Here is a 13,756-nt window from a genome sequence, read left to right as displayed (position 1 = left end):
GCTACTCAAGAGAATCAATCTACCTTATAAAAGAGGCTCTATCCCGAAAAAATTTGATCCCAAGCATGAAAATACTTCTTCCCGAGTCTCGACTCGTACTCCCCATAACGGTACAATCTATCAGAAAAACAAATAAATAGTTAAATTATGACAGCTAATTTGACATCTAAAGCCACATTTGACTTTGTAAGTGTACTATCGCAAGCTGCAACTGCCTATCGAGGACAGACAGGCACACCCCCTAGTGCTGAAATATTAGTAAATGCGTTGCTACAAGCAGAAAAATCTACCAAGCAGGAACGGTTAACTTATCCGTTTGAGTCTCTTCTGGGCAAATGGCAACTTTGCTTTGCCACTGGCACTAAAAAAGTCAGAGAGCGCGGGACAATTGTATTAGGCAAGGGTTTGTATGTACCCAAGTTTATAACAATCCATGTTTCCTTTAATGCCACATTAGAACAGGATTCAGACAGGGGCGAAATTAGTAATCAGGTTGAATTTGGCCCAGTTTTGTTGAACCTCACAGGCCCAGTGCAATATTTCAATAAGAAAAATTTATTGGCGTTTGACTTTAACCAGATGGTTATTAGTCTGTTTGGTCGTGTTGTTTATAACAGACCAATGCGTTCTGGTAAGGTTAAAATAGAAGATTTTTACAACCAGCCCATAGCTAAACTACCTTTTTTTGGCTTCTTTTTAGTGACGGAAGATTTTATTGCCGCTCGTGGCCGGGCTGGAGGATTGGCATTTTGGATTCGAGAAACTTAAATACAGTGGATTTTACATCTGCGCCAACCATCAAACTGGCCGACAACTAGACAAAATACTGTGCATATTTACTACTTGTCCAATGACTGCGATCGCAGGCGCACCAAATCCAGTTTGCTCTACCTGCTGTACAATTGTCTCTAAAGTACCAATCAATTCTTCTTGTTCTGGGCGCGTACCCCAGCGCACCAAAGCAATAGGCGTTTCTAAATTCAACCCGGCGGCACTTAACTGTTCGACAATATAAGGGAGATTGTGAATTCCCATATAAATTACAATGGTTTCGGAACTGTGAGCGATCGCATTCCAATTCACTTGCGGTCTATACTTGCCCGCCGCCTCGTGACCAGTAACAAATATGACTGAAGAACTATACAGCCGATGAGTCAATGGAATACCTGAGTATGCTGCGGCTGCAATACCCGATGTAATACCTGGCACAACTTCCGTTGAGATTCCCGCGTTGACTAATTCTTCCATCTCTTCGCCACCGCGACCAAAAATAAAAGGATCGCCACCCTTTAACCGCACCACAATTGCATGATCCTGCGCCTTCTCAATCAGCAATTGAGTTGTTTCTTCTTGAAATAGCGAATGTTTTCCCCTGCGCTTACCAGCGTTAATTTGCTCGGCTTGAGGATTAATCATTGCCAGAATTGGCGGACTCACTAAGGCATCATAGATAACGACATCTGCACATTCCAATAAACCTTTTGCCTTCAAGGTAATTAGTCCTGGATCTCCAGGCCCTGCACCTACTAAATAAACCTTTCCCAAATACTTATTCTCCTGTTTTTCTGTGCGGTTCATCTATTTATCTGTTAAATCCCAAATTAGCTCGGCTAATTCTGCACTTGCTCCCAGAGGGTTTGCCAATTGGAAATTCACCGCAGAAAATTGTAATTTTAGCTCCTCTATTGAGGCTGCGATCGCATCGGTTATTCCACCAGCGAATAAAAAGTATGGTAGAATTGCAATTTCTTTATAACCAGCAGCTACCAACTCTTTCACCCGTGATTCTAAACTACCAGGGACAGACCAATAAGCAGTCACAGCTGACAAATTCCCCGCCATTGCTTTGATCGTTTCTTTAGAACCTGGGCGACGGCTACCATGAGCTAAGAGAATCCATGCTTCTGTTTTTATAGCAGCTATTTGCTTTGCCAGCAATTTCTCTAAATTGGGGTGAGAGCCTAAATATGGTTGCAACTCAATCATAATATCCTGACCAATACCCTGTTGTGCTAGTGCTACTTCGGCGGGAATATCTGTCATGACATGCACTCCCGGCAGCAGAAATAGCGGTACAATTTTGAGGCGATTCTGGTTTTGAGAGAGTTTCCCCTCGCAAAAAGCCCTCTTAGCAAATTCTTGAATCTGCTCGTGTAAAGGCAGAGGATTCATTTCCAAAGCAGCTATACCAACCAGATGTGTGCTATCTACTGGGTTGTGGTTTTCTGACAATTTGTTATATACCAGCATTGCTAGTTGCTGCATAGCAATTTCTGGGCGGCGATCGCGACTTCCGTGAGATACTAGCAGATAGGCAGATGACATCGGCAAAGCTTAAACTCTCAGTGACTAATTATCATATTTTACTTAATATTAACCTGATGGTAATAGTTACTCTGGTAATTATTGAAACTATTATCAATTACTAAACAGAAGTATTCTTAATCACTTTTATACGAACCTCCAAAAATCAAATTGACTATCACCTCCTGCTCCCCCATCTTCTTACCTTATTGCTTTTCCGCAGTGTAAGTATAAAATTGATCAAAAGCTCCCACAGTTTCAAATTTGTAAGAAGGTATCCAAGAGTTTATTTTTAAATCTGTACGGTAAATGCTAAAAATAATATAATTTTGTCTTTCTGTAGTCTTGGAAAGAATTTCTTGGATTTGCGGGTTAGCCGAGTCAACCAACTTATCACAATTAAAATGGATTAAATTTTCTATAAGATTGGTAGTTTTTTTGCACACATCGGTTTTTAAGTATTGTGTCAGCCGTTGCACTGCATATTCTTCATACTCAACCTGACTAGGATTAGTCTTTGCCATTGCCACACCCAAGGCGGCGAGTCCTGCTGCTGCTCCAGTATATGCAATGATAGTTAAGGGTTTCATGTTTGCCAAGTAAAATTCATTATAATTGTTAAATTCGAGAGACTCTAAATCAACTGAGTCCGTTCCTTAAAAAAAAACTCTTGATCGCTTGCCAAATTATTGCTATAATTCAAATTGTTGAATGGCGAGCGTAGCCAAGTGGTTAAGGCAGTGGTTTGTGGTACCACCATTCGTGGGTTCAATTCCCATCGTTCGCCCTACATAATTTAATAGTGAGCCATAAGTTCCCATAGAAGATTGGTTGTGGTTGTGGACATTCATAACCATTACTTTAGCAAGGATCTGCCATCTACGAGTTCATAGACTTGGAAAGGTCGCAAACCCACTATTCATCAGATTTACTTATAGATTAACTTGATGTATATAAGCGGTGAGATAGACGCAGCATTAAATTTTCAAAGTACTTACTGAAGCCCAAATGCTTCAGCACAGTAAAACGTCCCTCGAAGCCTATCGATGCAAAGGTTCAGGAGTAGCGCACAACCGTGTGCCCGAATGGGCGAATAATTTAGGAACTGAGCAAGAAGGCCCAAAACCTCACCCTGCCTCCGGCTTCCCTCTCCTTAGTAAGGAGAGGGATTGAGGGTCAGGTTTTTATCTTATGTTTAATAGGACTTACGCTTTCAAGGCGCTGAAAGCCTTGATTTCTCGTAGGGGGAATTCATGAATTGCCCCTACATTCCGTACTTGATGCGTAAGTCCTATTTAATTACGTCTACCTACTTAAAACCAAACTATGTAACGAAAAGTAAAATCTCTGTATTTGTCTCGTAGTTGCGCTTTAGCGCTAAAGCGCAACTACGAGCCAGTGATGATTATTTGCGCCCACTTACTTAATGCTGATGCAGCAGTACGCGCAGTACAAGCAATTGTCTCTTCAGGGACTGACAAGAAATAAATTACTCAAATAAACGAACCACAGAGGCACAGAGAACACAGAGGAATAAGGAGGAGAGTTTTTTCGCCAGTTTTTTGGGTATTTTTTTATTTGTCAGTCCCTCAGCCGAGAGTCTACAGCAAAATCCTCGTCGAGGCGTGATTGTAGATGAAATAGCAGGATTGAGAAAACTTGTAGTTTCTTTTGGCAAATACGGTTTTATAATTCACTACATTATTCTTGAGGATGAAGTTGTTATTTTACGCCTCTATCACGGGCGAGAGAATAGACCTCGTTAGTATTAACTTTCAAAGGATAAAGTATTAATTTTTGTGTCAAATCTGGCAAAATAGATAATAGTAATATACTTACTTGTTAACCAAATTACGATAAGTTCAGCTACGATCAAAGTCGCAAAATAGCTCATCTATATTTACTATAAAAATCAATATTAATACCCTGTAAAAATTTAAAAAAGTATTGATTTACAAGTGTTACAGAACTTGTAAGCTAAATCTTGACATTATGGAGATGCAGATAATCAGATACAGGTAAATAAATGATATAGTAAGGATTAGATTAAGCAGTTGAGGGCGTGACATATTGATTGTACGCTAAATCTAATAATGCAGTGATTTCATAACCTCTATCAAAAGAAATAAAAATTGTATTCCTTTAGTTAGATCCAAAAATACTAAGCCATAGATACTTTAGGTAAAGAAGAACACGATTTTAGTGCCTGCTGAAAAGTTGATATTTGTAGGTACACAGATAAATACAATTTATCTGTGTTATTTCGTGTTTATATGTGGTCTAACAAAAGGTGGAGGCTTATTTGTCTCGCCTTGAAAATTAACAATGCAAACATCGTTATCTAGTGGAGTTGCCATGTCTGAATTGCTTCAAGCAGTCTTAGATAGTGAAGAAAGAAGTGATTTACGTTCCTTTCTTAGTGAATTACGCCAACAAGAGAAGAAGTACTTGCTGCGGAACGATATCCTTAATGTATATAGTGAGTATTGCTCAAAATCCCAGAAACCCGATGAATTTTATACTACCTCTGAGTTAGGCAAACTGATTTATTATACTCAAGAAATTATTCAGGAGGACTCAAACTTTTGTTTCATCATCCGTTCTAAGATTGCCAGCCAAGAAGTTTATTGGTTGACATCAGACTTGAGCATTGAGCCGATGACGGTGCAGGATTTGCTTGATCTGCGCGATCGCTTGGTGAACAAATATCATCCCAACGAGGGCGACCTGCTAGAATTGGACTTCGGCCCTTTCTATGACTACACTCCAGTCATCCGCGACCCCAAAAATATTGGTAAGGGAGTACAATTTCTCAACCGCTATCTATCCAGCCAAATCTTTCAAGACTCTAAACAATTGCTGGACAGCTTATTGAATTTCTTGCGGCTGCACCACTACAACGGTGTACAACTGCTGCTTAACGATCGCATTCAATCACAGCAGCAACTTTCCGAGCAAGTTAAAAAAGCTATCAGTTTTGTTAATAATCGCCCCGATGATGAACCTTACGAACAATTCCGCTTTCAATTACAGTCAATGGGTTTTGAACCGGGTTGGGGTAACACCGCAGGACGAGTGCGCGAAACTTTAAATATTCTCGATGAATTGATTGATTCTGCCGATCCCCAGACCCTAGAAGCCTTCATTTCTCGTGTCCCGATGATTTTTAAAATCGTCTTGGTGTCAGCTCACGGTTGGTTTGGGCAAGAGGGCGTTTTGGGGCGTCCCGATACGGGCGGTCAGGTAGTTTACGTCCTAGACCAGGCAAAGAGCCTAGAGAAGCAGCTACAAGAAGATGTCTTGCTTGCGGGTTTAGAGAAATTGAATGTCGAGCCAAAGGTAATTATTCTCACCCGCTTGATTCCTAATAGTGATGGCACCCTTTGTAATCAACGGCTAGAAAAAGTCCACGATACCGAAAATGCCTGGATTTTGCGAGTGCCTTTACGGGAATTTAATCCTAACATGACTCAAAACTGGATTTCCCGGTTTGAGTTTTGGCCTTATCTAGAAACTTTCGCCATTGATTCAGAAAGAGAACTACGGGCAGAATTCCACGGCACACCTGACTTAATAGTTGGAAACTATACTGATGGGAATTTAGTAGCATTCTTGCTGGCGCGACGGCTGAAAGTTACCCAATGCAATGTTGCCCATGCTTTGGAAAAATCGAAATACTTGTTCAGTAACCTCTACTGGCAAGAATTAGAGGATAAATATCATTTTTCTTTGCAATTCACAGCAGACTTGATTGCCATGAATGCTGCCAATTTTGTTGTCAGCAGTACCTACCAAGAAATTGTAGGAACACCGGATAGTGTGGGACAATACGAGTCTTATAAATGCTTCACCATGCCGGAGTTGTATCATGTGACCAATGGCATTGAATTATTTAGTCCCAAATTTAATGTCGTACCGCCTGGAGTAAACGAAAATAATTACTTCCCCTACACCCGAACTAAAGACCGAGTAGAGAGCGATCGCCAACGCCTTGCAGAAACACTCTTTATTCTGGAAGATTCCACGCAAATCTTTGGCAAACTCGACGATCCTAACAAGCGTCCTCTCTTCTCAATGGCGCGTCTTGACCACATCAAAAACCTCACAGGTTTAGCTGAATGTTATGGTCAAAGTAAAGAATTACAGGAGCATTGCAATTTAATTTTGGTGGCGGGTAAATTGCGCGTCGAAGAATCAGGCGACAACGAAGAACGCGACGAAATTATCAAACTCTACCAAATAATTGAGCAGTACAATCTCCACGGAAAGATTCGTTGGCTGGGTGTGCGCCTGACTAAAACTGATTCTGGTGAAATTTACCGAGTTATTGCCGATCGTCAGGGAATTTTTGTACAACCAGCTTTATTTGAAGCTTTCGGTTTGACAATTTTAGAATCGATGGTTTCAGGATTACCGACTTTTGCCACACAGTTTGGTGGGCCATTAGAGATTATTCAAGATAAGGTTAATGGCTTTTTGATTAACCCAACAAAGTTAGATGAAACAGCCGCTAAAGTTGTGGAGTTTATCACAAAATGCGAACAAAATCCTAACTATTGGAATGAAATTTCACAGCGAGGAATTGACCGAGTTTACAGCACCTATACGTGGAAAATTCACACTAGTAAGCTGTTATCATTAGCACGAATTTATGGCTTCTGGAACTTTACCTCGAAGGAGAATAGGGAAGATTTATTACGTTATCTTGAGGCTTTGTTCTATTTAATTTACAAGCCAAGGGCGCAACAGCTATTAGAGCAGCACAAGTACCGATAATAAGTTAGAAAGGATAAGCTGTTCCATATTTAACTCAATACGCTTGGATTAAGCATTTTTGATATGTAGAGGCGTTGCATTGCAACGTCTCTACAAAGTATTTTGGGATTAACACAAGCGTATCTAAAGATATTTAATTTACTCTGGACAAAAAGCTTTATCTATGTAGTGACGCTATAATTTGAATTTATAAATGAATCAGGAATTATAATACGAAGTTTCATAACTCCTAACTCCTAACTCCTAACTCCTAACTCTTAACTCCTAACTCCTAACTCCTAACTCCTAACTCCTAACTCCTAACTCCTAACTCCTAACTCCTAACTCCTAACTCTTAACTCCTAACTCCTAACTCCTAACTAAATTGTCAACGCCCGCCAGGTTTGTTGACCAACTACTCCATCGGTTGCTAAATTCTGCTGATTTTGAAAGGCTTTAACGGCTGTCTCTGTGAGTGCGCCATAAATCCCATCCACTCTAACGCCATAACCGTTAGTCACTAATAGCTGTTGCAAGGCTCTGACAGCAATACCAGAACTACCGAAATAAAGAGTCGGTAGAGGTTGGCTACTAAACTTCTGGAACTGTCCTGTAGCCTTTGTACCAACTTTACCTCCAGAGTGAGAATACTTATTAGATTCACCTAAGCTAGAAGAAGCTAGTCTTGGATTCTTTTTGCTGATTTTCTTAAGTATATGTTTTTTTTCTGGTGCGATCGCAGAAGGATAAGCTTGAGAAATCCCATCTGTCTGCATGAATTCAGGTGGTGTCACTTGAGCAGTTATCTCTAACTGACTTTGTTTTGACTGGTTTACGTCATTCTCCATCTGAACTAATTGCTGCTGTAGCAAATTGGCTCCAGATGCTTGTCTTATTGTTAACACGTCCGTCATCATCAGGCCAATTTCAGTCATTTTAATTCATTTTACTTCTTTGTCGTATTCTTGGAAAACGCATAATTTAACCTGAATAAAATAAAAGCCTACAACGTTATTGCACAGTCTTAAATTTTAACTATAATTTAGATTACTGCATGACAAAATGACACAGGGCGCTGACACATAAATGTCTGTGCAATTATTTTACCTAAGCTGTGTTAATTTTTATATCATTTTTAAATATTCAGAAACAAGCACCTTAATAAAAAGTGCGACAATATGCCGCCCTTAGACATCGCTTAGTACGCCCAGTTGTAGATACTGAAAAATTTTTTACCTTTTCTCATCTCGCCACAAAGCAATACCGCCTAATAAACCAGCGATATTGGGGATGAGTTTTACATTTAACGGTAGCTCTAAATTCACTCTCACGGCTTCACCGCCACCAATGTAAAGGTAATCATAATTGAATAGATGTTGCAAGGATGCGATCGCCTTTTCTAAACGCCTATTCCATCTTTTATCACCAATTTTTTCTAACTCTGCACGCCCCAACTGCTGCTCAAAAGTCTCTCCTTTGCGAAACGGGTGATGTCCCATTTCCATATTCGGCACCAGCTTACCATCTACAAATAAAGCTGAACCAAACCCTGTACCCAGAGTAATCACCAGTTCGACACCTTTACCTGCGATCGCACCAAACCCCTGCATGTCTGCATCATTAATCACCCGTACAGGCTTATTTAAATGTTTTAATAATGCTGTTTCCAAATCAAATCCGATCCAATCTGGATGTAAGTTTACCGCAGTTTCAGTGACTCCAGATCGCACCACACCGGGAAAACCTACCGAAACGCGATGAAATTCACCTTGAGCGGCTGCTAAGACAACAATTGCATTAATTACAACCTCCGGTGTAGCAGGTTGGGGTGTATCTAAACGCGCCCTTTCCGTTACAGGATTCCCCGTAATATCCAAAACCATCGCCTTAACGCCACTACCGCCAATATCTACCGATAGGGTACGAATCGATCCATTTTCGTCAACCATTGAGTTACATCCTTCTTAGTGCTTGTTACTTCGTTATTATCCTCTGCTGCATTTTATAATATCTGGATGTTTGGAGAGTCTTTATATTGGTGGGGAGTGGGGAGTGGGGAGATGAGGGAGCAGGGGGAGAATAACTAATGACTAATGACTAATGACCAATGACTAATAGATTTGCTAATCTAAGAATAATGGAAATAGTACTGGAGTAGGTGCTTAAAATCTATCGGGCAGCAAATTTCTATTAAAAGTAATATAAGATAAAGAATTATGACGACATTTGAACCCAAGAGCCTTCGCTCTTATAGCCAAGATGATGTCCAACAAATTCTGCAATTAGCGATCGCTCGTCAAGCTGACGACAAAGATACAGAATTTTCTTATGAGCAGATATTAGAAATTGCTGCTGAGTTAGAAATTTCACCTGAGTCTTTAAAATTAGCAGAAAGCGATTGGCTAGTACAACAGGGACAAGTTCAACAACGAAAGGCTTTTGACGCTTACCGCATCAGAAGATTTCAAAAGCGTCTAGGAAATTATGCAGTTTTTAGTGGCTTTTTTATACTGCTAAATTTAATCACTGGTGGCGGAATTTCTTGGTCGGTGTACATTTTGCTATTCTGCGGATTGCCTGTAGGACTAGATATCTGGAATACCTTTCAAATGAAAGGCGAAGAGTATGAAATCGCATTCCAAAAGTGGAGCCGTAATCATCAGATTAAGAAAACCATCAGCACAGTTTTAAATAAGTGGTTTAAGGCATTACAGGCTTAATAGATTTGCTTGGCTTTAGACTACCCCCACCCAGAAGCAGTCAGAATTCAGTTGGGCAATCAGCCAGTATAAAATAACTGGAGGACAGATTTTTGGTATATACTATCAAATGCGCTTTGAGTGAGACGGCAACAAAGCTGAGTCTAATTTTCTTAAGCATGGTATTACATTTGAGGAAGCCGTAACAGTTTTTGCCGATCCCTATCTCCTGTTTACGGAAGACTCCAAGCATTCCGAGCAAGAAGAAAGAGAATGGGCAATTGGAGAAGCGGAAAATGGCTCAATGATCGTGGTTGTCTTTACAATGCGCGGCGAACAGATCAGGATAATAAGCGCGAGAAAAGCGACAAAAATAGAGCGAATTAACTGACATGCGATCGCCTTTCCTTTAGGTAATAGCGATCGCTTGCTCACCCCAACTCATTCTATAACCAAGCTTCCCAATCTGCGATCGGCCTATATATTAGCCTTGGAATTGTATTGCGAGGGGGGATAAAAACGAAGCGGGGATTGTCATATATAGGTAATGACAAAGCCCGACTAGCGTTGGGGAGTAAGATTCAAAGCCTCTAAAAACCTAGACTATGGTATTTATTTAAGTTTTTCGTGAGCAGCCAAAATAATTTTTTCGGTTTCTTCCCAGCTAATACATTTATCAGTTACAGAAATCCCATATTTTAATTCTTCTTTAGCAGTAATTGGTTGACTACCTTCATACAAATGTGATTCCAGCATCATGCCAACTATTGATGTATTACCATCTACTATTTGCTGAATAATATTTTCTAAGACAGCACCTTGTAATTTGTAATCTTTATTGGTATTGCCGTGGCTACAGTCAATAACAATTCTGGGTGGTAAATCTGCCTGTTTTAATTTATGTTCTACCAGTTTGACATTTGCCGGATCAAAGTTAGGCTGACTACCACCCCTTAAAATTACGTGACCGTAGCCATTACCTTTAGTTTGAAAGACGCTGACCTGTCCGTTTTGATTAATTCCGATAAAATTATGCGGGTTTCTAGCTGATTGTAGGGCATTCAAAGCTACTTGAATATTGCCGTCAGTACCATTTTTAAAACCCACAGGCATGGAAAGTCCACTTGCCATTTCGCGGTGAGTTTGTGATTCGGTGGTACGTGCGCCAATGGCAGACCATGAAATTAGTTCACTTATATACTGAGGTATAATTGGATCTAGTGCTTCTGTACCAGCAGGTAATCCCAATTCTGTAATTTTTAATAATAGATCCCGTGCAATTAATAAACCATTCTCTACATTAAAAGAATCATCCATATCTGGATCGTTAATTAATCCTTTCCAGCCTACGGTTGTTCTTGGTTTTTCAAAATACACTCGCATAATTAGTAGCAGCTTATCCTGGACTTGCTCGGCCAATTTTTTCAACCTTTGGGAATATTCGAGCGCTGCTTTTGGGTCGTGGATTGAGCATGGCCCAACTACTATAAATTTTCGGCGATCCGGAAAATCTAGGATCTGTTCTATTTCCTGCCTATATGCTAAAACTCTTTGCTCGGCTAATTGTGTTAAAGGTAATTTTGATTTAACTTCATTAGGAGTTAATAAGATGCGATCGTTCTCAATGTTAACGTTGTCGATATCAATCTTAGCGTTGTCGATATTACTATTAAATAATTTGTTGTGCATGGATATACTCTAGCAATTTTACTACGCACTTCAAATCAAAAGTGTAGCACAAACCGATGAAAATTTAAAATAGCTATATTTTTTGCTTGACAAATTTCTCACTCAATTGTATATGAATAAGGTAATAACTGAAAAAGGGGAAATATTTTCCCCTTTTTGATTTACTATTGGGCTACCGCCTCAGTAGTAGTGTATATAATTACTGCCATACAAACACTTTGGCTTCGTAGGGTCCTAAGTCAGTTATGATGCCATCGTCACCAGCTTCGACATCATAATTGCCTGTCCACTCGTGCCATGTACCAGAGCTAGGAAAGTTAGGAACATGATAGTCAGCTAGGAAGTTTTCTGAGAAATTTGCAATTACAACTACACGAGAACCTTCATCATTCCAACGAGTATAAGCTAATACTTTTGCCTCTGGATTTTCGTGGATAAAATCAATATTTTCTGTGTAAAGGGCATGATTGCTTTTACGCAGGTTGGTTAAGCCTTTGTATGAATCAAATAAACTACGATTTAAATCATTACCTAACAGCGTCCAATCGATTTTGGATGATTCAGGTTGTTTAGGTTTGTACTCACCAAATTCCTCTCCCATCCAAATCAAAGGTACGCCAACAGCAGTCATTAGGATAGCTACTCCTAATTTAGCCCGCCTAAAGGCTTCTTCGTTAAAAATCTCACGGTTTCCTAGTTCTACCATGACATGGTTATGGTCGTGGTTGGTGAGGTAATTTACTACATTGGTGGCACCCAAGAAGCCTTGGCGCTTGCAGTCAATGACATCTTTGAGACGCTCTAAATCAAATATATCACCGCAGATATGTTCTAGAATGCAATGATAGAAACTATCATGCCAGCAACCATCCATTGGCCCGTCTACATTGGTAATGCTGGTAGTTTCAGGAATGTGTTCGGCAACGTTGTAAAAAGGCTTCATGCTAGCAGTTTTTTTGGCTTCCTGAACAATCCAGTGCATGAAGTCGTAGTTAGCAATTTGCCGCGCCGCATCATAGCGAATACCATCAAGATGATATTCTGATATCCAAAAACGGATTGTTTCACCAATAAATTTCCACGCTGGATGAATATCTAATTTTTCGTCATAATGTTCATAATTAAACTCAGGTCCCCAGTTATTATCAGGGTCACGAGGTTCGTGATGATACCAATAATCGTGGTCAATTTGTGTTAAAGGAGCAGATGCTTCTGAGTGGTTATAAATACCGTCCAGAATTACACGAATACCTTTACCATGACACTCATCAATCAATTTTTTTAACTCAGCAGTAGAACCATAACTAGATTCTGTTGCAAAGAAGTGCCGAGGGTTATAACCCCAACTATAATCACCAGGATATTCTTTAAGTGGCATCAACTCAATGGCGTTGATTCCTAGTTCGCATAGATAATCTAACTTTTCAATGACGTGTTTATATTTGCCTCGTGCATAAGGGTCATCCTCTCCACCAGAAAAATCACCCACATGCAATTCATAAATTACTAATTCATGGTCAGCAGGTAAAGGTTTATCATCATGTCGCCAAACATAAGTATCGGTAATCCTTTCACCATTTTTTACCCGGATAACACCATCATCTTTTCCACTCTGTTCATCTATATCAGTTACATAAGGGTCTGTAACATCAACCCATTGTTCTGGTTCAAAAAACCATGAATTTGACTGGATGCGAAATTTATAATTATAAGCGCCGTCTTCTAGTTCAACACTTGTACGAAAATAACCATCATCACCTTTCTCCATTGGAATTTCTTGCCAATCAGAAAAAGAACCAATTAATGCGGCTCCTTTGTTGTAAGGTGCAAATAAATTAAATTCAATCGGCTTTGCCATAGAACTGTTTGTAATACCAAGGGTTGATATAAGTATTTTCGGATACTCAATTAAATTTACAAATCACTCTAGAGAAATAATTCTCTAACTAGCGCTTCTATCTTAAGGATGATTTTATGAAAACTTATAAAAATTTTCTAAAAATAACTACTTTTTGGCTATTTTTGACTGTTTCTAGAATTTATTTTTTAACTAATATCCAGATTATATTTAGTACACTTACTGCCTATAAGAAGTAGGTAGACGTAATTCGTAATTCGTAATTCTTAATTCGTAATTCGTAATTCGTAAATTTTGTTTTGTAATGAAGAGTGCTTTTGTGGGGACGGTTTCTGACTCGCATTGCTTCGGGGGATTTACAGCACTTGCGTCTGTTATGAGGTACACTAAATTAAAATATAAATACCTTTAAATGAAGTCATACTCTGTCGAGCTTCGAGAAAAGATAGTT

The 13,756-nt window shown here is 39.5% G+C and carries 12 protein-coding genes, 1 tRNA gene and 1 pseudogene; 7 read left to right on the top strand and 7 right to left on the bottom strand.

Annotated features, from left to right (window positions below; translation table 11 throughout):
* Positions 1 to 147: 147 nt before the first annotated feature.
* Entirely contained in the window at positions 148 to 768 is a 621-nt protein-coding gene (locus tag V7K73_RS14565; RefSeq protein WP_334881063.1) for a hypothetical protein, read from the top strand.
* Between the two features lie 30 nt (positions 769 to 798).
* On the opposite strand, the gene cobA is transcribed toward V7K73_RS14565, so the two are convergent.
* The 3 genes from cobA to V7K73_RS14550 all read right to left on the bottom strand — a co-directional run bounded on the left by cobA (position 799) and on the right by V7K73_RS14550 (position 2,894).
* Entirely contained in the window at positions 799 to 1,578 is a 780-nt protein-coding gene (gene cobA, locus V7K73_RS14560; RefSeq protein ID WP_334881061.1) for a uroporphyrinogen-III C-methyltransferase, read from the bottom strand.
* The gene (locus V7K73_RS14555; protein WP_334881059.1) at positions 1,579 to 2,325 is read right to left on the bottom strand and encodes a sirohydrochlorin chelatase; all 747 of its coding nucleotides are present in this window, start codon (positions 2,323 to 2,325) and stop codon (positions 1,579 to 1,581) included. It abuts the gene before it with no gap.
* A gap of 185 nt (positions 2,326 to 2,510) precedes the next feature.
* Positions 2,511 to 2,894, bottom strand: coding sequence for a DUF4359 domain-containing protein (locus tag V7K73_RS14550; protein ID WP_334881057.1), 384 nt, complete (start codon positions 2,892 to 2,894; stop codon positions 2,511 to 2,513).
* 124 nt (positions 2,895 to 3,018) lie between these two features.
* Between V7K73_RS14550 and V7K73_RS14545 the strand changes: the two genes are divergently transcribed.
* The 4 genes from V7K73_RS14545 to V7K73_RS14530 all read left to right on the top strand — a co-directional run bounded on the left by V7K73_RS14545 (position 3,019) and on the right by V7K73_RS14530 (position 7,080).
* Positions 3,019 to 3,091 (top strand) — tRNA-His (locus tag V7K73_RS14545).
* 566 nt (positions 3,092 to 3,657) lie between these two features.
* Entirely contained in the window at positions 3,658 to 3,792 is a 135-nt protein-coding gene (locus V7K73_RS14540; RefSeq protein WP_334881055.1) for a hypothetical protein, read from the top strand.
* Positions 3,793 to 3,866: 74 nt separating this feature from the next.
* On the top strand, positions 3,867 to 4,070 hold the full coding sequence (locus V7K73_RS14535; RefSeq protein WP_334881053.1) for a type II toxin-antitoxin system RelE/ParE family toxin: 204 nt from the start codon (positions 3,867 to 3,869) through the stop codon (positions 4,068 to 4,070).
* Between the two features lie 589 nt (positions 4,071 to 4,659).
* On the top strand, positions 4,660 to 7,080 hold the full coding sequence (locus V7K73_RS14530) for a sucrose synthase (RefSeq protein ID WP_334881176.1): 2,421 nt from the start codon (positions 4,660 to 4,662) through the stop codon (positions 7,078 to 7,080).
* Between the two features lie 359 nt (positions 7,081 to 7,439).
* Here the strand turns inward: V7K73_RS14530 and V7K73_RS14525 are convergent, their stop codons facing one another.
* Together V7K73_RS14525 and V7K73_RS14520 are read right to left on the bottom strand one after the other, a co-directional pair.
* On the bottom strand, positions 7,440 to 7,994 hold the full coding sequence (locus tag V7K73_RS14525) for a peptidoglycan-binding domain-containing protein (RefSeq protein ID WP_334881051.1): 555 nt from the start codon (positions 7,992 to 7,994) through the stop codon (positions 7,440 to 7,442).
* A 297-nt stretch (positions 7,995 to 8,291) separates the two neighbouring features.
* Positions 8,292 to 9,008, bottom strand: coding sequence for an ROK family protein (locus tag V7K73_RS14520; RefSeq protein ID WP_334881049.1), 717 nt, complete (start codon positions 9,006 to 9,008; stop codon positions 8,292 to 8,294).
* Positions 9,009 to 9,275: 267 nt separating this feature from the next.
* On the opposite strand from V7K73_RS14520, the gene V7K73_RS14515 reads away from it, so the two are divergent.
* Positions 9,276 to 9,779 carry a 2TM domain-containing protein gene (locus V7K73_RS14515; protein ID WP_334881047.1) on the top strand — a complete coding sequence of 168 codons (504 nt, stop codon included), beginning with the start codon at positions 9,276 to 9,278 and terminating at the stop codon, positions 9,777 to 9,779.
* A 136-nt stretch (positions 9,780 to 9,915) separates the two neighbouring features.
* Positions 9,916 to 10,149 (top strand): annotated as a pseudogene (locus V7K73_RS14510) (BrnT family toxin); the annotation flags it as partial.
* 221 nt (positions 10,150 to 10,370) lie between these two features.
* Here the strand turns inward: V7K73_RS14510 and V7K73_RS14505 are convergent.
* Together V7K73_RS14505 and V7K73_RS14500 are read right to left on the bottom strand one after the other, a co-directional pair.
* Entirely contained in the window at positions 10,371 to 11,447 is a 1,077-nt protein-coding gene (locus tag V7K73_RS14505; RefSeq protein ID WP_334881045.1) for a 3-deoxy-7-phosphoheptulonate synthase, read from the bottom strand.
* A gap of 199 nt (positions 11,448 to 11,646) precedes the next feature.
* Positions 11,647 to 13,320, bottom strand: coding sequence for an alpha-amylase family glycosyl hydrolase (locus V7K73_RS14500; RefSeq protein WP_334881174.1), 1,674 nt, complete (start codon positions 13,318 to 13,320; stop codon positions 11,647 to 11,649).
* Positions 13,321 to 13,756 lie beyond the last annotated feature (436 nt).

The sequence above is a fragment of the Nostoc sp. genome, from assembly GCF_036916975.1.
Classification (GTDB): domain Bacteria; phylum Cyanobacteriota; class Cyanobacteriia; order Cyanobacteriales; family Nostocaceae; genus Nostoc.
Note: the sequence above shows the minus strand (reverse complement) of the source record. Positions and strands in the feature narration are given on the sequence as shown.

Bases quoted from the DNA above. Each gene is read 5' to 3' on its own strand.
- V7K73_RS14565 (WP_334881063.1), top strand. From the start codon at position 148: ATGACAGCTAATTTGACATCTAAAGCCACATTTGACTTTGTAAGTGTA.
- cobA (WP_334881061.1), bottom strand. From the start codon at position 1,578: ATGAACCGCACAGAAAAACAGGAGAATAAGTATTTGGGAAAGGTTTAT.
- V7K73_RS14555 (WP_334881059.1), bottom strand. From the start codon at position 2,325: ATGTCATCTGCCTATCTGCTAGTATCTCACGGAAGTCGCGATCGCCGC.
- V7K73_RS14550 (WP_334881057.1), bottom strand. From the start codon at position 2,894: ATGAAACCCTTAACTATCATTGCATATACTGGAGCAGCAGCAGGACTC.
- V7K73_RS14530 (WP_334881176.1), top strand. From the start codon at position 4,660: ATGTCTGAATTGCTTCAAGCAGTCTTAGATAGTGAAGAAAGAAGTGAT.
- V7K73_RS14525 (WP_334881051.1), bottom strand. From the start codon at position 7,994: ATGACTGAAATTGGCCTGATGATGACGGACGTGTTAACAATAAGACAA.
- V7K73_RS14520 (WP_334881049.1), bottom strand. From the start codon at position 9,008: ATGGTTGACGAAAATGGATCGATTCGTACCCTATCGGTAGATATTGGC.
- V7K73_RS14515 (WP_334881047.1), top strand. From the start codon at position 9,276: ATGACGACATTTGAACCCAAGAGCCTTCGCTCTTATAGCCAAGATGAT.
- V7K73_RS14505 (WP_334881045.1), bottom strand. From the start codon at position 11,447: ATGCACAACAAATTATTTAATAGTAATATCGACAACGCTAAGATTGAT.